The sequence below is a fragment of the Bacteroides sp. OF04-15BH genome, assembly GCF_003477995.1.
GTDB lineage: Bacteria > Bacteroidota > Bacteroidia > Bacteroidales > Bacteroidaceae > Paraprevotella.
In genome coordinates this window covers 97,146-117,471 of the sequence record NZ_QUEM01000002.1, presented here as the reverse complement: position 1 = coordinate 117,471, position 20,326 = coordinate 97,146, and the positions used below count along the sequence as shown (strand labels likewise).

General features: G+C 47.9%; 13 protein-coding genes. 9 read left to right on the top strand and 4 right to left on the bottom strand.

What is annotated here, in order from left to right; all coding sequences use genetic code 11:
- The first annotated feature begins 4 nt into the window (after positions 1-4).
- The 4 genes from DXA74_RS01455 to DXA74_RS01440 all read left to right on the top strand — a co-directional run bounded on the left by DXA74_RS01455 (position 5) and on the right by DXA74_RS01440 (position 8,163).
- The gene (locus tag DXA74_RS01455) at positions 5-2,908 is read left to right on the top strand and encodes a lipopolysaccharide assembly protein LapB (RefSeq protein ID WP_233550406.1); all 2,904 of its coding nucleotides are present in this window, start codon (positions 5-7) and stop codon (positions 2,906-2,908) included.
- A 20-nt stretch (positions 2,909-2,928) separates the two neighbouring features.
- Positions 2,929-4,476 (top strand): bifunctional response regulator/alkaline phosphatase family protein, encoded by a 1,548-nt coding sequence (locus DXA74_RS01450; protein ID WP_118525130.1) that lies wholly within the window; start codon positions 2,929-2,931, stop codon positions 4,474-4,476.
- A 22-nt stretch (positions 4,477-4,498) separates the two neighbouring features.
- Complete coding sequence (tsaE, locus tag DXA74_RS01445) at positions 4,499-4,909, top strand: tRNA (adenosine(37)-N6)-threonylcarbamoyltransferase complex ATPase subunit type 1 TsaE (RefSeq protein ID WP_118525052.1); 411 nt, start codon at positions 4,499-4,501, stop codon at positions 4,907-4,909.
- A 536-nt stretch (positions 4,910-5,445) separates the two neighbouring features.
- Positions 5,446-8,163 carry a hypothetical protein gene (locus DXA74_RS01440; RefSeq protein ID WP_147400995.1) on the top strand — a complete coding sequence of 906 codons (2,718 nt, stop codon included), beginning with the start codon at positions 5,446-5,448 and terminating at the stop codon, positions 8,161-8,163.
- 109 nt (positions 8,164-8,272) lie between these two features.
- On the opposite strand, the gene DXA74_RS01435 is transcribed toward DXA74_RS01440, so the two are convergent.
- Genes DXA74_RS01435 through dnaE form a run of 3 tightly spaced genes read right to left on the bottom strand, consistent with a single transcriptional unit; the run spans position 8,273 to position 12,861 of the window.
- Positions 8,273-8,611 (bottom strand): hypothetical protein, encoded by a 339-nt coding sequence (locus tag DXA74_RS01435; protein ID WP_118525050.1) that lies wholly within the window; start codon positions 8,609-8,611, stop codon positions 8,273-8,275.
- 11 nt (positions 8,612-8,622) lie between these two features.
- Complete coding sequence (trxA, locus tag DXA74_RS01430) at positions 8,623-8,937, bottom strand: thioredoxin (protein WP_118525049.1); 315 nt, start codon at positions 8,935-8,937, stop codon at positions 8,623-8,625.
- A gap of 39 nt (positions 8,938-8,976) precedes the next feature.
- Positions 8,977-12,861: a DNA polymerase III subunit alpha gene (dnaE, locus tag DXA74_RS01425; protein WP_118525048.1), complete on the bottom strand. Its 3,885-nt coding sequence runs from the start codon at positions 12,859-12,861 to the stop codon at positions 8,977-8,979.
- 268 nt (positions 12,862-13,129) lie between these two features.
- Between dnaE and DXA74_RS01420 the strand changes: the two genes are divergently transcribed.
- The 3 genes from DXA74_RS01420 (at position 13,130) to DXA74_RS01410 (ending at position 14,900) form a co-directional block, all read left to right on the top strand.
- On the top strand, positions 13,130-13,819 hold the full coding sequence (locus DXA74_RS01420; RefSeq protein WP_118525047.1) for a phosphatidylserine decarboxylase family protein: 690 nt from the start codon (positions 13,130-13,132) through the stop codon (positions 13,817-13,819).
- Between the two features lie 18 nt (positions 13,820-13,837).
- A complete protein-coding gene (locus DXA74_RS01415) occupies positions 13,838-14,545 on the top strand; it encodes a phosphatidylcholine/phosphatidylserine synthase (protein WP_118525046.1) in 708 nt (235 codons plus the stop codon).
- Between the two features lie 64 nt (positions 14,546-14,609).
- Entirely contained in the window at positions 14,610-14,900 is a 291-nt protein-coding gene (locus tag DXA74_RS01410; protein ID WP_118525045.1) for a DUF4834 family protein, read from the top strand.
- Between the two features lie 199 nt (positions 14,901-15,099).
- Here DXA74_RS01410 and DXA74_RS01405 read toward each other — a convergent pair whose 3' ends face one another.
- On the bottom strand, positions 15,100-15,531 hold the full coding sequence (locus DXA74_RS01405) for a nucleoside deaminase (protein WP_118525044.1): 432 nt from the start codon (positions 15,529-15,531) through the stop codon (positions 15,100-15,102).
- 152 nt (positions 15,532-15,683) lie between these two features.
- Between DXA74_RS01405 and DXA74_RS01400 the strand changes: the two genes are divergently transcribed.
- Positions 15,684-16,475: a TetR/AcrR family transcriptional regulator gene (locus tag DXA74_RS01400; RefSeq protein WP_118525043.1), complete on the top strand. Its 792-nt coding sequence runs from the start codon at positions 15,684-15,686 to the stop codon at positions 16,473-16,475.
- 887 nt (positions 16,476-17,362) lie between these two features.
- The gene (locus tag DXA74_RS01395; protein WP_147400994.1) at positions 17,363-20,260 is read left to right on the top strand and encodes a hypothetical protein; all 2,898 of its coding nucleotides are present in this window, start codon (positions 17,363-17,365) and stop codon (positions 20,258-20,260) included.
- Positions 20,261-20,326 lie beyond the last annotated feature (66 nt).

The window sequence follows — 20,326 nt, the reverse complement described above, 5'->3', positions numbered from 1 at the left end:
TCTCTTGAAAAAAACAGCATTACATATCGTCTTTGTCGCTGCGGTTCTGGCACTGGCAGCCTGCTCCACGAAGAAAAACACTTCGGGAACTCGCTTCTACCATGCCATGACGGCGCGGTTCAACACGTTCTACAACGGCAACGAGGCCTACAAGTCGGGCGTTCTGGAGCAGGAGAAAGCGCATGTGGACAACTATAATGAGCTGCTCCCCATGTTCATTTCGCGCAACAAGAAAACGAGTACCACCGGCGAGGGTAGCTTCAAAACGGCCATCGAGAAATGCGAGAAAGCCATCAAGCAGCACTCCATCAAGGCGCGGCCGGCCACCAATGTAAACAAAAAGAAGACAGCGGCCGACAAGGCTTACCTGGCGCGCAAGGAGTTCAACCCTTTCCTGAAACATGCGTGGATGCTTATGGGCAAGGCGCAGTTCCGCCAGGGACAGTTCATCGAGGCGGCTTCTACCTTTCAGTATATCACCCAGATCTATGCCACACAGCCCGAGGTGCTGGCCGATGCCTATGCGTGGTTGGCGCGCTGCTACGTGCAACTGGACTGGCCTTATGATGCCGAAAATCTGTTTACACGCATCCAGCGGGATTCACTGGCCAAATACGGCACCCGGGAGCGCGATGCGTCGTATGCCGATTATCTGATCCAGACGCACCAGTATAAGGAAACGGTGCCTTATCTGATTTCGGCCATCAAAAATGAAAAGAGCAAGAAACAGAAGGCCCGTCTGAACTACCTGCTGGCTCAGGTTTATGAACTGAACGGCGAACCGGAACTGGCTTATAATGCCTTGCGCAAGGTGATCCGCAGCAACCCGCCTTATGAGCTGGAGCTGAGCGCACGGGTGAAGCAGAGCGAAGTGTCGCCGAAAGGACAGTACCAGCAAATGGTGAAAAAACTGCGCCGCATGGCGAAAAGCCAGAAAAACAAGGATTATCTGGACCAGATTTATTACGCGCTGGGTAATGTGTATCTCTCGGTACAGGATACCGTGCACTGTATCAGCGCCTATGAGCAGGGCGCACAGAAGAGTACCCGCAACGGGGTGGCCAAGGCCAATGTATTGCTGCATCTGGCACAGCTGTACTGGGAGATGGAAGATTATGTCGAAGCGCAACGCTGCTATGCCGACCTGATCGGTATTCTGGACAAGGAGCATCAGGATTTTGCCGAAAGTGAGCGACGGGCCAAGATATTGGAGGCTCTGGCTCCGCACGTGGCGGCCGTAGAGCTTCAGGACAGTCTGCAGGAGCTGGCACGCATGCCGGAAAAGGAACGCAACGCGGCCATCGACCGGGTGATTGAAGCGCTGATTAAGAAAGAAAAGGAAGAGGCCAAAGAGCAGGCGCAACAGAATGCAGCCAATAACCAGCCGGCAACAGGAGCCACCGGCAACACGCAGCAGACCACCGGTCCGACCGGCAATCAGACGGATATCGGCGGCATGGGTGCTGATCGTGGCAGCTGGTATTTCTACAACCCGATGCTGGTGCAGCAGGGTAAGAGCCAGTTCCAGAGAACCTGGGGACGCCGCAAACTGGAAGACAACTGGCGACGCAGCGACAAATCTACTTCCAACAATAATGAATTTGAAGAGTATAACTACGACGAGGATACGGCACAGAATGATTCGGTAACTACGGACAGTATTGCTACGGAAACGGCTCCGGAGGAACTGAACGACTCGGCAGCCAACGATCCGCACAAGCGCGAATTCTATCTGAAACAGATTCCGTTCACTCCGGAACAGATAGCGGCTTCGGATGCCATCATCGGCGACGGTCTGTATCAGGCGGGTGTCATCGAAATGGTGGATCTGAACAATTATCCGCTGGCACAGCGCACCTTGCTGCGGGCACTGAATGATTATCCGGATTATGTGGAAATGGATATGCTGTATTATCAGCTCTTCCTGCTCTACCGCCGCATGAACCGCCCCGAAGAAGCGGAAGTGTATCGCCAGAAGCTCATTGCCGAATATCCGCAAAACCGCTTTGCGCAGACGCTGGCCAACCCGAACTACGAGCTTTTCGCACGCGAAGGACGGGCATTGGAAGACTCGCTTTATGCTGCGACCTACGGTCTGTATGAGGCTAACAACTATGCTGCCGTGCTGGAAAACTTCCGCAAGGAACAGACCGACTTCCCCGAAGGGGCGCACTATCCGAAGTTCCTTTACCTGAAGGCGATGAGTGAACTCTACACCGGCGAGCGCGACTCGTTCCTGGTTTCCCTGCGCACACTGATCCAGAAATACCCGAAAGAGGAACTTACCGAAATGGCTTCGGCCATCGTCAAGGGTGTGGAAGAAGGACGCGCACTGAATAACAGCAAGTTCGATGCCGGAAGCATCTGGAGCCGCCGCGGTATGGCGCTGGCCGCAGATTCCACAGGCGGACAGGACACGCTCTCTACCGAACGCTACTGCAACTTTGTGTTCCTTATGGCTTATCCGAAGAACAGCCTCAACGAGGACCGCCTGCTCTATGAGCTGGCACGCTATAACTTCAGCAGCTTCCTAGTGCGTAACTTCGACATCGAGGTGACCGAAGACAACGAGATCGGCGAAATGATCGTGCGCGGATTCCTCAGCTTCGACGAGGCACATGCCTATACGCAAAAACTCTATACCAATCCGACCATGTCGGAGATTCTCAAGAAGGTGCGCGTCATCCTCATTTCCGAAGAGAATCTGAAACTGCTGGGCAAGGCCTTCAGCTTCGACGATTATGCCGCCTTCTACGAAAAGCATTTCGCTCCGCTCCAGATCAAGGAGGACTTGCGCCTGGACGAACCGTCGGAAATCCGTATCCGCACCGAGGAGGACTTCCCGGGAACGGAAAACGGCGAGACCGAGGACAAGTACAACGAAGACGAATATGGCTATGATTATTAACCGAGAAAAAGTGAATGGATATGAATAACGGTTCCCTGCTGTGGGTGGACGATGAGATAGAACTTCTGAAAGCCCACATCATTTATCTGGAAAAGAAAGGTTATCAGGTCACCACGGTGTCCAACGGCCAGGATGCTCTGGACTGCTGCAAGGATACGACCTTCGACCTCATCCTGCTCGACGAGAACATGCCGGGCCTCAGCGGTCTGGAAACCTTGTCGCGCATCAAGCTGATCTCTCCTTCCACGCCCGTTGTCATGGTGACGAAAAGCGAGGAGGAGAACATCATGGACCAGGCCATCGGAGCCAAGATTGCCGACTATCTGATCAAGCCGGTAAATCCTACCCAGATTCTGCTGACCCTGAAAAAGAATATCCATAAAAAGGAAATCGTATCGGAGGTGACGCAGACTTCCTACCAGCAGGAATTCGGGCGCATCGGCATGCGCATCAACGATTCGCTCACCCTGGAGGACTGGAAGGAGGTCTACAAGGATCTGGTGTATTGGGAACTGGCGCTCTCCGAAGCGGACAGCAGCATGTATGAGATGCTGTGCATGCAGAAACAGGAAGCCAACCAGATGTTTGCCCGCTTCATCAAAAAGCATTATGAAGACTGGCTCACGGGCGATGACCGTCCGGTACTGAGCACGGATCTGTTCAAGACAGCTGTGTTCCCCGCTCTGAAACGGGATGAAAAGGTGTTTCTGCTCGTTTTCGACAACCTGCGCTTCGACCAGTGGAAAACCATCTGCTCGGAGATTTCGGACAGTTTCCTCATCGACGAACAGCTTTATTGCAGCATTCTGCCCACGGCGACACAATATGCCCGCAATGCCCTGTTCTCAGGACTGATGCCTCTGCAAATTGCCCGTATGTATCCCGATCTGTGGGTGGATGAGGACGAAGAGGAAGGAAAAAATCTGAACGAAGAGGCACTCATCGCCGCGCATCTGGAGCGTTACCGCATCCGGAAATCGTTCAGCTATCATAAAATCAATGAGTCGGCCGGACTGGAGAAACTGAATGCCCAGTTCCGTCAGCTGGAGCATCAGGACCTGAATGTAGTAGTGCTGAACTTTATCGACATGCTCTCGCATGCCCGTACGGAATCGCGTATGGTGCGCGAACTGGCTTCGAACGAGGCGGCCTACCGCAGCATCACTTCCAGCTGGTTCAAGCATTCTCCGGTGCGCGAACTGTTCCGTCTGCTGGCTGCCAGCGACTATACGGTGGTCATCACCACCGACCACGGAAGCATCCGTGTGGGAAACCCGACCAAGGTGGTGGGCGACCGCAATACGAACACGAACCTGCGCTATAAGCTGGGCAAGAACCTGAGTTATCAGGCACGTGATGTGTACGAAGTCAAGGACCCGCAGAAATTGCAGCTCCCCTCACCCAACCTGAGCACAACGTACATTTTTGCCACGGGCAATTATTTCTTTGCCTATCCCAACAACTATAATTATTATGTGTCTTACTATCGCGACACCTTCCAGCACGGAGGAATCTCCATGGAGGAAATGCTGGTGCCGCTGATTACATTAAAAGGAAAAAAACGATAAACCAATCAAATAAACAAGCATTATGGAAATCAAGATTCAATCATTGGAAGAGATACACGAAGCGGCACGCACCTTTATCCGCGAAATGGGCGACAACACCGTTTTTGCCTTCTACGGCAAGATGGGAGCCGGAAAAACCACTTTCATCAAGGCGGTGTGCGAATGCCTGGGTGTGGAGGATGTGATCAACTCACCGACTTTCGCCATTGTCAATGAGTACCGCTCTGAAACCGGCGAACTGATTTATCATTTCGACTTCTACCGCATCAAGAAACTCGAAGAGGTGTACGACATGGGGTATGAAGACTATTTCTACAGCGGTGCGCTGTGCTTCATCGAATGGCCGGAGCTGATCGAAGAAGTACTTCCGGGCAATGCCGTGAAGGTAGAAATCGAAGAAGCCGAAGACGGTTCGCGCGTGATCCGCTTCTAAGCCGCAAATTGTTTCTCTGAATCCACAAAAAGACAGCGGGCAGGATGTGATTTGGATGGGATACCATTCCGACGCACCTTGTCCGTTGTCTTTTTATTCTTTCATCCCTATTTCGAACACAGCTAACAAAAATATACTTATCCATCAAATAGCAATTTGACAAAACAAGCGTCTTAATATTGACAGAAATTAACCATATATATATAACCTTAAAAAATCTTGTTATATTTGCAATTAGACAATTGACAATATACTTTTCTGATAAAAGGATCTATTATGGATTCCAATAGGCTCTCATAAGGAATAAGCAATCAGAAACAGAACATTGCCCCAAAAGCAACTGCTATCATTTACTTTTATATCATAAAAACAACCATGAAAAATTACAATCTCTTTCCCTTAAACGAATAGCTTGATTCTTCATTCATCTCTAAATGGCATACATTTACTTTATCTTTTGGCCTATGATTCAACGTTTATCTCTTGTATTTTTATTGATCTTTTCTTTTATAAGCACTTCTGCCCAACAACTTATCTTGGGGTCTGTTCGTGATGGCTTCTTAGAAGTACCACTCGTCGATACACATGTAACCTTGCTGACCACTGACAGTGTCGTAATACAGGACTCTATCCCTGTCACTCTAAGTAAAAGAGACGGAGAACGTTGGGGTAGTGCCAACTTCATAATCAAGCTACCCAAGAAAACTTGTACCTACCTGCTCCGCGCTACTCTTGATGGATATGAAGATGCTTGGAAAACATTTTCTGTAAAAGCAGAAATCAATGATGTTTGGGGTCTGGATCCGCTCGAATTGCATCGAATCTCCAAGAAAACATTGGGCGAAGTGACTGTCACTGCCACAAAACTCAAGATGTATTACAAAGGGGATACCCTGGTTTACGATGCCACGGCCTTCAAGATGCCTGACGGCTCCATGCTGGACGATCTGATACGCCAAATGCCTGGTGTCACCATGAACGATGACGGCGAGATCTTTGTCAACGGGCGTAAGATTGATGAGTTACTTTTAGGTTCGCGCTCCTTTTTTGGCGGAAACAGTAAAGTCCTGCTCGAGAATCTTCCTTACTATACTGTGAAAAACCTAAAAGTATATGAGAAGGAAAGTGACCGCAATCAGGCTGTCGGATATGAGATAGAGCCCAACAAATATGTGATGGATGTGAATCTTAAAGACAACTACCGGAATGGCTATATAGGTAATGTAGAAGCTGCCGGAGGAACCCAGGAGCGTTGGCTGGGCCGTGCATTCCTGTTGGGATATACTGACAAATTACGTTTTTCGCTTTTGGGAAATGCGAATAATGTCAATGAGAAACGTCACATCGGAGAATCGGGCAGCTGGAAACCGGAAAACATGCCGCGCTCCTTACTGACCACCAAGAGTGTGGCTGGCGAAGTGGATTACCTGTCAAAAGACGGTAAGGTGCAAGACGTTGTCATGGTGGATTTTACGACATCAAAGGACGAAGGAGAAACCACACAACGGCGTGAACTTTTCCTGGATGGAAGTACTCCTTATTCTACATTAAAAGCATCCAATACCTCACACATAAGTCGGCTCCTGGCTAAGAACAGTTTTAAACTCAAAATCCCTAATAAAATCTATACCGACCTTGGACTGGAGTTCATCTACAATAAATACAAAGGTAACAGTGAGTCTATCTCGGAAGATTTTCTAGACAGTATCAACACCCGCTTACGGAGTACCAGTTATAACAACGGACATTCTTTTCGTGCGACTGCGAGTGGATTTATCTCTCCTCGTGCAGACATCTTCCTCCGTCCACTGGCTGTATTCTACGGTTTCAAATACTCTGAAGACAAGAACGAAACGGCTCGTGGCTTCATCACCCGGCAGTTTGTTCATCCGTCTACCCAGACACAGTATAACGCCAATGATTTCTTCCATAGAGAGACTCTTGGAAATATCCATCTTTGCTGGAACAGTAAATTGAACCAGTATCTTGATCTGGAAATACAGGACAGACAGGAATATGCCAAAAGATACAAGCGTGACAACCTGTATCACCCGGATACTCTTTTTCTGCCTTCACAACTGGATGCCTTACAAGCGATAACTGATCCAAGAAATTCTTATGAGAGTGATTATCATATATATTATAATGCCCCTACTCTCGCACTGAAGTGGAACAAGTACATTCCCGGGGAATATATGAAGATGGAGTTTCTCAGCTGGGATTTACGCCTGACCAGCATCATCCGTTCTGAGCATCTGATTTATACGCGCAACTATACGGTGCAGGACAAAAGACGTACCAGTTACAACCTTATGCCTTCGTTCAATTTCAAGATACACCCAACCAGAAAGGCCGGTGAGCAACTGCAGTTCCAATTGATGTATAACCAGGAGACTGCTTCCATATTCGACTTACTTGACTATCGGGACGATGCCACTCCGCAGATTGTGCAACTGAGTAATCCGGATTTAAAAGGCATTGCTACGTCGAAAGTCCAAATCAACTTTACAGATTGGGAGAGCAAACGGAAGGGACAACAATATCATATTCAGGGTGCATTCAATTATTTCCATCGACAGATCGCGCAATCGGTCATATTCAACCCGAGCAACTCCCAGTACACCTACCAACCCAGAAATGTAAGTGGAGCTTATCAGGCATCCGCCAAGTTCGACTTTACACGCTTTCTTGACAAACGGCAACGCTGGTCCTGGCAGACAACACTTGACGCGACTTACAACCATGCCATTGACCATGTCCTGCAAACTGGTATGACGGAAAGCGCGCCTAACGCAGTCAATACGCTTGTCCTGCATGATGGACTCTGGTTGCAATATCAGCACAAGGATCTCAGTGTAAGAGCTGTCGGCGATATCCGTTGGCGTCACTCCGAAGGCAAAATGCAGGACTTTACAACATTAAACGCATTTGATTATCAATATGGAATGACAACACGTTATACAATTCCTGTTCTGAAAACGACACTATCTTTAGACTGGAATATGTATTGCCGGCGTGGTTACGGCAGTCAGGACCTCAATACAGACGACTTTGTCATGAACGGTTCTATCAGCCAGCCTTTCCTGAAAGGCAAGCTTATTGTTGGGTTAGAGTCTTTTGACCTGTTCCATCAATTGTCTGCCGTGCAATATACCATCAACGCTCAAGGAAGAACGGAAACCTGGAACCGGACACTCCCCAACTATGTCATGCTGCACATAGTCTATCATTTCAACAAACAACCGAAAAAATAAAAACAAAGGCCACTAAATAACGAACAAGAGTCGTATCAAACTCTAGCATAGAGTAATGATACGACTCTTTTTGTGTGTAAAATCAGGTTGACTCACGCAACCTGTGTATTTATTCCTCTTCGTCGAGAGAATCACTGAATTCAGCCTCTCCCTGCACTACCCACAATACATCTTCGGGATCGAAGTCGCCGATTTTGTCCTTGTGAGCCTGTTCCACCACGTACTTCACAACCTCATCCAGATCGATGTCGATGAATCCCTCCTCGTCCGGTGCGGCATCCAGCACTCCGCTTGTGGCGTAATAGTCCACAATCACATCCAGAAAATAGTACAGCTCATCGTCTGTAAACTTTCCTTTGACGTCCTGTGGCAGATAATTCTTGATGAATTCGACTGTGCGTGCATCGTCAGCGGCGTCCTGCAGCAAGTCCTGTTCAAAATCTCCCATAAGAAACGAAATTAAAGAATAGCCTTGAGTTTTTCTTCGAAGGTAGCCTTCGGAGCAGCACCGACCTGCTTGTCTACCACTTCACCGTTCTTGATGAAAAGTACGGTAGGCACGTTACGGATACCGAAACGGGTAGCCAGATCGTCATTTTCCTCTACATCGCACTTGCCGATGATAGCCTGGCCTTCGTATTCTGCAGCCAATGCCTCGATATCCGGACCGATTTTCTTGCAAGGTCCACACCAGGTAGCCCAGAAGTCCAAAACGATAGGTTTGCCGGTTGCTACCAGTTCTTCAAAATTTGCGTCTGTAATTGCTAAAGCCATAATTTTCTATATTTATTGGTTTGTTGATTTACAAATATACTAATTAATTTTATAGGACAATGCGGGTTTGCTCTCAATAAATGAAATTAAATTCTTTTTTACAGAAACCTTCGTACTGCGCGAATGCATATTCAGATGCGTCTGCCCGTCGGAATCGGCAATCAGGAAATACAAATCCGAGTTGCCCGGACATTCGCGGATGATGCATTGCAGCGAGAGCAGCGTATCATCGTCGAGCGCATCCACATTCATGGCAATGGTGATTTTCTCAATGACTGAGTCGCGGATATCGGCCAGAAAATCTATCTTGCCCACCTTCAGCTCCAACTGATTGGGGTTCCACTGGCGCGGCTGACAGCGGGCATAGATCATCAGCGTGTTGCCCACTTCCATATATGAGGCCCATTCGGCCCAGTCCTGTCCGAAAAGCGGCAGCTCCATGGAACCGCTGTAATCCTCAAACTGCACGATACCATAGGGTTTTCCGGTCTTGGTGACTCCCTTACGTACTCCCGTAACCATACCTCCCAGCTTCAGGTCGCTGTTGGCAAAACGCTCCATCTGCTGCAAGTCGGCTGCATGCACGTTGCAGACATCGGTCAGAATCACCGAATAGTCATCCAACGGATGCGCAGACAGATAGATGCCCACCAGTTCGCGTTCGCGGTTCAAACGTTCCAAAGCGCTCCACGGTTCGGCCTGCGGAATCTCGGGCGTAGCCACTTCCACCACATCCAATCCTCCGAAAAGAGAATTCTGAGCCGTGTTCTTGTCCATCTGATATTTGGAACCATAGCGCGCCAACGTGTCAATAAACGTTTCTCCCTTACTGTTCAAAGCAAGATATTGCTCACGGGTCAGCTCCGTAAAGCAGTCAAAGGCTCCAGAGAGCACCAGACTCTCCAGATTGTTACGCTTGCAGGCTCCCGTCGGCACGCGCTGGATAAAGTCAAAGATTCCCTTGAACGGACCGTTCGCCTCGCGTTCCTTAATAATAGCCTCCACTGCCGAATCACCCAGTCCTTTCACGGCACCCAGACCGAAACGGATATTTCCTTTGGAGTCGACACTGAACTTGCGGCGACTCTCGTTTACATCCGGTCCCAGGGTATCAATACCGATGGCCTTGCACTCGCTCATCAATTTGGTGATGTCGGAGATATTGGCCAAGCTTCGGCTCATCACAGCCGCCATATAGTGTGCCGGGAAGTTCGCCTTGAGGTAAGCCGTCTGATAAGCCACCCACGAGTAACAGGTGGCGTGACTCTTATTGAAGGCATAAGACGCAAACTTGGTCCAGTCTCCCCAGATTTTTTCCAGTACCTTCGGATCGTGACCGTTTTTCTTTCCGCCCTCGATAAACTTAGGATACATGTGGTTCAGCTTGTCGATAAGTTTCTTACCCATCGCCTTACGGAGCGTATCACTCTCGCCTCGCGTAAAGTCGGCCAGCTGGCGCGACAGAAGCATCACCTGCTCCTGATATACGGTAATTCCGTAGGTATCCTTCAGATAGGTCTCCATGCAGGGAATATCGTACTCCACCGGCTTGCGTCCCTGTTTACGGTCGATAAAGTCGGGGATGTAATCCATTGGTCCCGGACGGTAGAGGGCATTCATGGCGATGAGATCCTCGAAAGTTGAGGGCTGCAGCTCGCGCAGATATTTCTGCATACCGGCAGATTCGAACTGGAAGGTACCGATGGTGCGACCGTCGCAATAAAGCTTATAGGTGGCAGGGTCTTCAATATCCAGCTCGTCTACATCTATATCAATGCCCAGACTGTCGCGCACATTGGCCTGACATTCCTTGATGATGGACAGGGTTTTCAGTCCCAGAAAGTCCATCTTGATCAGTCCGGTATCCTCAATCACCGAACCTTCATATTGTGTACAACGGAGTTTCTCTCCGGTTTCCTTATCTTCGGCCGTGCTGATCGGTACCCAGTCGGACACATCGTCACGGCAGATAATCACACCGCAGGCATGCACGCCGGTGTTGCGCACATTGCCTTCGAGCATCTTGGCATAGCGGATGGTGTCGCGCAACACGGGGTTGGGCGAAGCCTCCGCTTCCTGCAACTCGGGAATGCAGGAGATGGCATTCGGCAGGTTCATCTTGCGCTTCTTGCCGTTTTCATCGTCGGGCAATTTATCGGGGATGAGTTTGCACAGTGCGTTCGAAGTGTCGAGCGGCAGTTTCTGCACGCGCGCCACATCCTTGATGGCCAGTTTCGTGGCCATGGTACCGTAAGTAATGATGTGCGCCACCTTCTCCTCACCGTATTTCTGAGTCACCCAGCTCAACACCTTTCCGCGTCCGTCGTCATCGAAGTCCACATCAATATCAGGCAGGGAGATACGGTCGGGGTTCAGGAAACGCTCGAACAGCAAGTCATATTTAATCGGGTCGATCTTTGTGATACCGAGACAGTAGGCCACTGCCGAACCGGCCGCCGAACCACGGCCCGGGCCTACTGATACGCCCAGCTCATGACGCGCCGCATTGATATAGTCCTGCACAATGAGGAAGTAACCTGGGAAACCCATGGTTTTCATGATGTGCAGCTCAAACTTGATGCGCTCCTCCACATGGTCGGGCAGCGGGTCGCCATACATCTTGCGGGCACCGTCATAAGCCAGCTTGCCCAGATAATCGGCCTCCAGTTTGAGTCGGTACAGTTTGTCGCAGCCACCCAGTTTCTCTACCTTATCCACGGCAGCATCGTGACTCATCACCACTTCGCCGTTTTCATTTCGGGTAAACTCCTCGAACAGCTGTTCGTCGGTATATTTCCGGCGATATTCTTCTTCGGTACCGAAATCTTCGGGGATTTCGAAGCTCGGCATGATCGGTCCGTGGTCAATGCTGTAAAACTCCACCTGATCGCAGATGGCACATGTATTCTCCAGAGCCTCGGGCACATCAGAGAACACCGCATTCATCTCCTCGCGCGTCTTGAACCATTCCTGCTTGGAATAGAGCATACGCTTGGGGTCGTCCAGATCGCGGTTCGTACTCAGACAGATCAGGCGGTCGTGCGCTTCGGCATTTTCCTGATCCACAAAGTGGCAGTCGTTGGTGCACACCAGCTTCACCCCATATTTATGCGCCAGACGGATCAGTTCCTCATTGGCCCGTTGCTGCAAGGGATAGGTCTCACGGTTGGCCCGCTGATTCGGGTCCGTAACCTGATGACGCTGCAACTCCAGATAGTAGTTTTCGCCGAACACGCTCTGATACCAGCGCACGGCCTCTTCGGCCCCTTCCAGATCGCCCTTCAGGATTTTGTGAGGTACCTCACCGGCAATACAGGCCGAACAGATGATCAGTCCTTCCTTATGCGCCTCCAGCTCCACCCGGTCGGTACGGGGCTTTCCATAGAAACCGTCGGTCCAGGCTTTCGACACCAGTTTGATCAGGTTGTGATAGCCCTGCTGGTTCTTGGCCAGCACAATCAGGTGATAACGGCGGTTGTCGCCCTGGTCCTTTTCCATCTGAAACAGACGTCGGGGCGCCACATACATTTCGCAACCGAAAATCGGTTTGAACAGTTTCTTCTCCGTTTCGGCCAACTGCTGCTGCGCCTGCTCCAACTGAGCTTCTACCGACGGGAATTCGGGAGCGGTCTGCCCCTGTTTCTCCTCGTCGGGCAGGGCTTCCCATTCTTCCGAAGCCACATTGCGCCCGGCTTTCAGGGCCTTGATTTTCTGTTTCAGGGCCTTGATTTCGCCTTTTACGGGACCGTTCTTTTTATTCGTATAATTAAAGAATTCCTTGATGGCCATCATGTTACCGTGGTCGGTGATGGCCATTCCGCGCATGCCGTCCTTCATGGCCTTATCGACCAGACGCGACACGCTGGCCTGACCGTCGAGGATGGAATACTGGGTATGTACGTGAAGATGAACAAAATCGTGCATAGGAATCAGGTAAAAATGCTATATCAAAAAATGATTACGTAAATCCGGATAAAGTTACGTCAGTTTCGCGGGAATGCCAAACAGCCGGCCGTTTTTTTTATCATACAGGACAGGAATCCTTTCAAAAGAAGCGGAAGGACACAAATAGATAGAAGATTTTTTTTGTTCTTCGTTAAAATATATCTATCTTTGCCCATTAATATCATAAATTTACTCTAAAACGTGACTTTTGTCTATTGCGGACAAAAGACTAAGACTCTATAAATCCATGGGAAGAAGACTAAAGAAACTGAAGAAGATCAGACTACACCGTGAAGGCACACACACCCTGCTGTTCGGCGGCCTGGCGCTGCTGGTATTGAACGGGGCTTTGTTCTACGGAATCGAAAACAAGATACCTTTTTATATAGTTGCCGTGATCAGCGTCATTCTGTATCTGATTGTGGTAAACTTTTTCCGTTGCCCGATCCGTGTATTCGAGGGCGACACGGAGCGCGTTGTAGTGGCTCCTGCCGACGGTAAGATCGTGGTGATTGAGGAGGTGGACGAGAATGAATATTTCAAGGATCGCCGACTCATGGTGTCTATCTTTATGAATGTGGTGAATGTGCATGCCAACTGGATTCCGGTGGACGGAACCGTGAAGCTGGTGCGCCATCACAACGGTAATTTCCACAAGGCATGGCTGCCGAAAGCCAGCATCGAGAACGAGCGCTCTACCGTGGTGATCGAAACTCCGGAAGGTACGGAAATTCTGGCCCGCCAGATTGCCGGTGCCGTGGCACGACGCATCGTGACTTATGCCAAGGAAGGCGAGGAATGCTACATCGACGAGCACATGGGATTCATCAAATTCGGTTCGCGTGTGGATGTCTATCTGCCGCTGGGCACCGAAGTGTGTGTCAAGATGGGACAGAAAACCACCGGTAACGAAACCATTCTGGCCCGCCTGAAATAACCAAACAACATTTGCATTATGGCTAATATCATTACCAAACAGATACCCAATACGCTGACCTGCTGCAACCTGATGTCGGGCTGCATAGCCACTGGAGCTGCCTTTCACGGCAATATGGAATGGGCAGTCATCATGATTATCATCGGTGCCGTGTTCGACTTTTTCGACGGTATGAGCGCCCGCCTGCTGCATGTGTCCTCGCCCATCGGCAAGGAACTGGATTCGCTGGCGGATGTGGTGACTTTCGGCGTGGCTCCTTCGGCCATGATATTCTATATGTTCTCGCAGGTAGTCTATCCGGATTTTCTGGAGCCTCTGCGCAGCATCCTGCCCTACTCGGCTTTCCTCATGGCTGCCTTCTCGGCACTGCGACTGGCCAAGTTTAATCTGGACGAACGCCAGACCAGTTCTTTCATCGGTCTGCCCACTCCGGCCAACGCTTTGTTCTGGGGCTCGCTCATCATCGGCAACCGGGGTTTTCTGGTTTCGGAGAAATTCAATGCCGTATTTCTGTTCCTTTTCATGCTTCTGTTCTGCTTCCTGCTGGTGGCCGAGCTTCCACTCTTCGCCCTGAAGTTCAAGAATCTGAGTTGGAAGGACAACAAGATAAAATACGTATTTCTGATTGGCTGCATTCCGATGTTTGCCTTCCTGAAATACAGCAGTTTTGCCGCCATTATCGTGTGGTATCTGTTCCTGTCTATACTGACACGCAAGCAGAACTGATTCGTTTTGGCACGCTTCTTGTACCTCTTCCCTACGAAGAAACTAAAATAAAGAAGAAAACAATATGCATACAATAGGTTGCCTACTCACGTTTATCATTGCACTGTTCATTGCAGTACTGGTAGCTGTGCGCCAGATTATCAGCCGTTTTTTCGGCATTTTCCGGAAAATGGACCCACGCCAGCAACAGAACGACAACCCTTTCGGTGGACAAAACAACAGCAGTAACACCCAGAATCGGGAACAGAAACAGCAGCAACAGCACTCGGGAGGCAAACAGAAACTCTTTGACGACAACGAAGGAGAGTACATCGATTTTGAAGAAATCCGGGAAAAACCGGACCAAAGAAACTGACATTCTGACAGATAAAACGAAAAGGACCAAAGCAGAAGCCTTGGTCCTTTTCGTTTTTTAGAAACGGCCACGAATCGGCAACAGCAAACACCGGTGCTTATCCGCAATTATCTTCAGGGAAATAATAAATTATCAACGGGAAAGTAATAAATTATCATCAGGGTGATAATTTATTCCCATCTCAAACGGATTCATCCGGCTAGCGCTTGTTCCGGAAAAAGCGACGCATCAGCTCTCCAGCCTCTTCGGCCATTACTCCCTGCACCACTTCAGTTTTAGGATGCATGGCTCCGGGAGCCAGACGTGCATAGCCGCGTTTCTCGTCCGAAGCGCCGTAGACCACCCTTTTCAGTTGTGCCCAACCGATAGCTCCGGCACACATCACACAGGGCTCAACGGTAACATAAAGCGTACACTCCGTCAGGTATTTCCCACCCAAGGCATTGGCAGCTGCCGTAATGGCCTGCATTTCGGCATGAGCGGTCACATCGGTCAGTGTTTCCGTAAGATTGTGTGCCCGTGCTATAATACGGTCACGGCAGACTACCACCGCCCCCACGGGTATCTCATCCTGCTCAAAAGCCACTTGTGCTTCTTCCAAAGCCTTTTTCATATAAAACAAATCGTCCATCTATATACTCTTATTTTGTTTTAACAAGGCACAAAAATATCTATTTCCCGCCAAAAGTGAAAAAACAAAGATAAAAAATTGGATTTTATATCAATAATGACATATATTTGTAATTAAGAAACAAAATAAAAACCACAAAGATTTTTTACATCATGGAAGAAGATAAAATCAAGTCACCACAAGCGTCACAGCGCTATCGCCGGACACGCGCCACTCTGGAGCAGGATATCATAACTGCTGCAGAACAGTTGATTGGCGAGAAAGGATTCAGCAGACTGAAGCTGACCGAGTTGTGTGAGAAAGCCAAAATTGAGAGCCCCGTATTTTATAACCGTTATGAGGACATCGACGATTTTGTTGAGAAGTTTGTCAGAAACTATGACTACTGGTTGAGCGATAACGTCACACTCGACACTAAAAATCTCTCACCGGTAGAAAATATGAATCATATAATTCAGACACTCATTGATTCGCTTGCAGCCAATCCGGTGATGCAGAAGCTGATTGCCTGGGAATTGAACGAAAACACTTATGTCACCCGCCGCACTGCACAGAACCGCGACAACAACTCACAGGAAGTGATTCATTATTTTGAGAACCAGCTGAAAGCCAACGACATCAACTTCAATGTGGGATGTGCCATTCTGATCGGCGGTGTGTATTACCTGATTATGCACAAGGATCTGGCCACTTTCAACAATATAGACTTCAGCACCGACGAGGGCATGCAGATGCTGAAAGAAACCGTCACCAAGATGATTTACAAACTGTTTGGCACTGCCCGCGGCAGAGCGGCCTCAACGACAGAAAAACTTACCTCACAACGTATCGCCCGCAATCTGCTTCAAAGTGGAGTGGACCGTGACACCATCCTGAAGGCAACCGGACTGAGCGAAGACGAACTGAACGTCTTAAATAATCCCGAAGAAGCAACAGCAGAATAAGATTTTCTTTTTTCATCTTGTTAAATCAGGCATATCCCATCAGGAAGTGCAAAAAACTCCACTTTAAGAATATAGACTCATAATTGAGGACTGAAATAACTTAAAATATAATGAAAGAGGGTGTGTCAAAAACTAAAATGACTACTCCCCGAAATTACAAATTGTAACTATAATAATTAAAAGGACCGTATCAAACTCTGTATTGAGTAATGATGCGGTCCTTTCTTAAGTCTTTTTAAGGTGCTCAAATTTCAAATTATAAGTTCATCTTCCCCAAAAATGAATTTTGACACACCCTCTTTCATTATATATAATCTGTAATGTTTTAAAAGAATATTATTGTTTTATTCCATCCTTTTATTTACTCCATGTTTCTTTAAAGAAACAAATCTGAGTTTCACTGATACACACAAAACCATCCAACAAATTAATTGGAAATCACTAAAATACAGTTTTAACAATACAAAAAGAAAGAAATAATAAGAAAGTTTACATCAATAAAATCTAATATAAATTATAAAATAGTTCTATAAATTCATTGTTTATACAATATATTTATATTATATTTGCATAGTACAAATAAAACAAAAGCAATAGTAATTTTTGCATTCCCAAATAGACGCAAAGTCCATTTTCAGGCACTATATTCTCGATAAAAGATTTATATTCAGAAGAATAACAAACTGATATACTTTTTATTCATTGAAAGATAGATCTATTATATATAACTCTAATAAAAAAACAAAGTATCATGAAACACCATCTTCAAAATCCATGGATTGCCTGAGGTTTTTATATAAACGCAATCTCTAGTTAAATCCAATCATTCATATAAATGAATTTCATCTCTATGATCCATATTTCATAACCCTTTTATACCACAACCCATGAAAAGACTATTATTCCTTCTTCTCTGCGCCATTTCCCTAAGTTTGCAGGCGCAATCTCCTCATTATATATGGGGAAAGGTCATTGACGCATTCACATACGAACCTCTGGATAGTGTACACGTCAGCATTCTGTCTAAAGACAGCACACTCATCACTCAGTTTCAAACCAAACAACCCAAAAACATGACCTTTACCAGTCCCATCAAGTCGGTAAAGAACGGAACCTATATCTTTAGATTTTCTAAAGCAGGATACAAGGATACCTATCAGAACTTCCGTATAAAAAGTTTAAAAAACAGATCGTTCAGCACAGACGTGGGTATCGTCAAGCTGGACAAAAAGAATCTGATACACATGAAAGAAGTGGCTGTCAATGCCACAATGGTCCGAATGGTTTATAAAGGAGATACTCTGGTTTATAACGCCGCCGCCTTCAAGACGGCCCAAGGCTCCATGCTGGATCGCCTGATTGCCATGCTGCCTGGATTCGAACTGCATCCCAACGGACAGATATTTGTCAACGGAAGACGGGTGAGCAGTCTGCTGATCAATGGAGAGGATTTTTTCAAGGGCAAGCCGAGCGTGGCACTGAACAACCTTCCGGTCTACATGGTGGACAAGGTAAAAGTATATGAAAAGATGTCTGACCGGGACAAGGCGCTCGGCATGGACAAGACACGCTACGCCCAATTGCCATTGGTAGTTGATGTCAACCTCAAGAAGGAATACAGCATCGGATGGATTGCCAATGCCACCGCAGGCTACGGCACTGATAACCACTATGTGGGCAAGGCTTTTGCCCTGCGTTTCAGTCCGCGCACACGTTGGGCCACCTATGCCACCGTCAACGATGTATATGCCGGGGACTATTATTCCATGGACGGCAACTGGCAGTCACCCAATTACAAACACAACATCGGAAAGACCATCGAAGGTGGAACCGACCTTTTGCTCACCCACCCGGAAGACAAATACAAAATCAATGCAAACGCAAACGCCAAGTATACGGATTTCTTTGCGGACACGAAAACTTCGTCCACTTATTTTCTGCAACCGGACAATATCTACAAAAGACAAAACAATGTGTCACAAAGCCAGAATGTGAATACCGATCTCAAGGCTAACATGGAATTCAATCCTAAAAAAGGATATTTCATCACTTTCAATCCCTATCTGTCCTACAATCGGAACAAGAGTGATCAGACCAGCAGAAGCGCGGACTTCAATAAGGAACCGTGGGAAAGCTATCTGGGAGAGTCCTTGGACAGCATCTTCCACAACCCGGAAGCAGGCGGATATCATAATGCCCTGATCACTGCCATGAAGAGTCTGAATCGCAGCCGTGGAGAATATTATTATGGAGGGGGAGATTTCAAGGCGGAAAGCCGTATGGCTTATACCCCGGACATCATTACCCTTGATGCCAAAGCCCGTTTTGACGGAAGCAACAACGATCAACTCTATAAGATGAGCACCGGAAAGCCGTTTCAGAATCCCACAGAACAGGATCAGTTCCGGTATCAGAATTGGAACTCCTATCTGTATCAGTTCGGCGGTTCCTATGAATGTATTATTATCTCTGGCAAAAATAGAAATTACAGATATTTCATCACTCCACAGTACCATTACAAGCAAACCCACAGCTCAGATCATCGCCCGCTGTACGAATTGGCCGGCTCACTTTACGAAGACTGGGACCTCGACAAGCTGGCCTCCACAAAAGACCAGTTGGTGCAACAAATGGATCTTCAAAACAGCTATGACCTGAAAAACTGGCAACGGGTACACCGGGAAGAATTGGGACTCAGCACCTCCTATCAGCGACCAGACTGGAAATTTCAATATAACTTTAGCGTCAACCTCCCGTTAGAACAGGTTTATGAAAGGGCACATTACCAAAGAGACCAGACCGATACGGTCATGATCCGTCGGAAAACCTTCTTCACTCCTGAAGTATCCTTGGATTTTCAGGCCGGAGACCGGAATACAACCTGGCGAGGATATAACATCAATTACAAGTTCTCACAGGAAGCCGCTCCGATACAATATAGCATGGACTATCAGGATCATTCTGATCCGCTGGTTGTCCGCTTGGGTAATTCAAATCTGAAAGACAAGAAGACGCATTCCGTAGTGCTGAACTACTATGTGAACAAAAAGAAATTGAACTCTTTCCTGAACGTCCATTTCTACTATGACCTGTGGAAGAATCTGCTCTGCCAGTCCATGACCTACAATAGCCAGACCGGTATACGCACTTACCGACCGGAGGTGATCAACGGAAACTGGCAAACCCGGTTGAACGTATACTACATGCGTCCGTTCCAAAAGAACAAGAAATGGAGAATGACCTCGCAGTCTTACGGAAGCTACCGAAACAGCGTGGACATGCTGCAGACCGAAGCCAGCGCTAATAGCGTCCGAAGCAATGTGCGCACCACCTATATCAGCGAGAATCTGACATTCAACTACGGAAAATACGGAAAGCTCAACCGTTATCTGAGTCTGACCGCCGGAGCGAACCTGAACCATTCCGAAGGGAAAAACTTCCAGACTCTGAACGCATGGAACTTCAGCTATGGAGTGGGCGGTTTCGTGGATCTGCCCTGGAGCATCAATCTACAGAGCTATCTCACCATGTACAGCCGCAGAGGCTTCTCCGACAAACAGTTCAATACGGACGACCTGCTTTGGAACATCAAGGCGAACAAAGCTGTCATGAACGGAAACCTGATCTTTGAACTGGAGGCTTACGACCTGTTGAACCAGCTGTCGGGCACGCAATATTTCATCAACGCTCAGATGCAACAGGAGAAATACGAAAGCGTGCTGAACCGCTTTGTCCTTTTCAAAGTAATCTGGAAGCTGAACAAAGAACCGAAAAAGAAAGGATAAAGGGTGACACAAAAAATGCCTACAGACAGAATTTTTCAAGGATTCCTTGTATCTTTGTGAAAAGAG

Coding starts and splice junctions, on each gene's coding strand:
- DXA74_RS01435 (WP_118525050.1), bottom strand. CDS start 8,611: ATGGGAGATTTTGAACAGGACTTGCTGCAGGACGCCGCTGACGATGCA.
- DXA74_RS01420 (WP_118525047.1), top strand. CDS start 13,130: ATGGGAAGAAGACTAAAGAAACTGAAGAAGATCAGACTACACCGTGAA.
- DXA74_RS01415 (WP_118525046.1), top strand. CDS start 13,838: ATGGCTAATATCATTACCAAACAGATACCCAATACGCTGACCTGCTGC.
- DXA74_RS01405 (WP_118525044.1), bottom strand. CDS start 15,531: ATGGACGATTTGTTTTATATGAAAAAGGCTTTGGAAGAAGCACAAGTG.
- dnaE (WP_118525048.1), bottom strand. CDS start 12,861: ATGCACGATTTTGTTCATCTTCACGTACATACCCAGTATTCCATCCTC.
- trxA (WP_118525049.1), bottom strand. CDS start 8,937: ATGGCTTTAGCAATTACAGACGCAAATTTTGAAGAACTGGTAGCAACC.
- tsaE (WP_118525052.1), top strand. CDS start 4,499: ATGGAAATCAAGATTCAATCATTGGAAGAGATACACGAAGCGGCACGC.
- DXA74_RS01450 (WP_118525130.1), top strand. CDS start 2,929: ATGAATAACGGTTCCCTGCTGTGGGTGGACGATGAGATAGAACTTCTG.
- DXA74_RS01410 (WP_118525045.1), top strand. CDS start 14,610: ATGCATACAATAGGTTGCCTACTCACGTTTATCATTGCACTGTTCATT.
- DXA74_RS01395 (WP_147400994.1), top strand. CDS start 17,363: ATGAAAAGACTATTATTCCTTCTTCTCTGCGCCATTTCCCTAAGTTTG.
- DXA74_RS01400 (WP_118525043.1), top strand. CDS start 15,684: ATGGAAGAAGATAAAATCAAGTCACCACAAGCGTCACAGCGCTATCGC.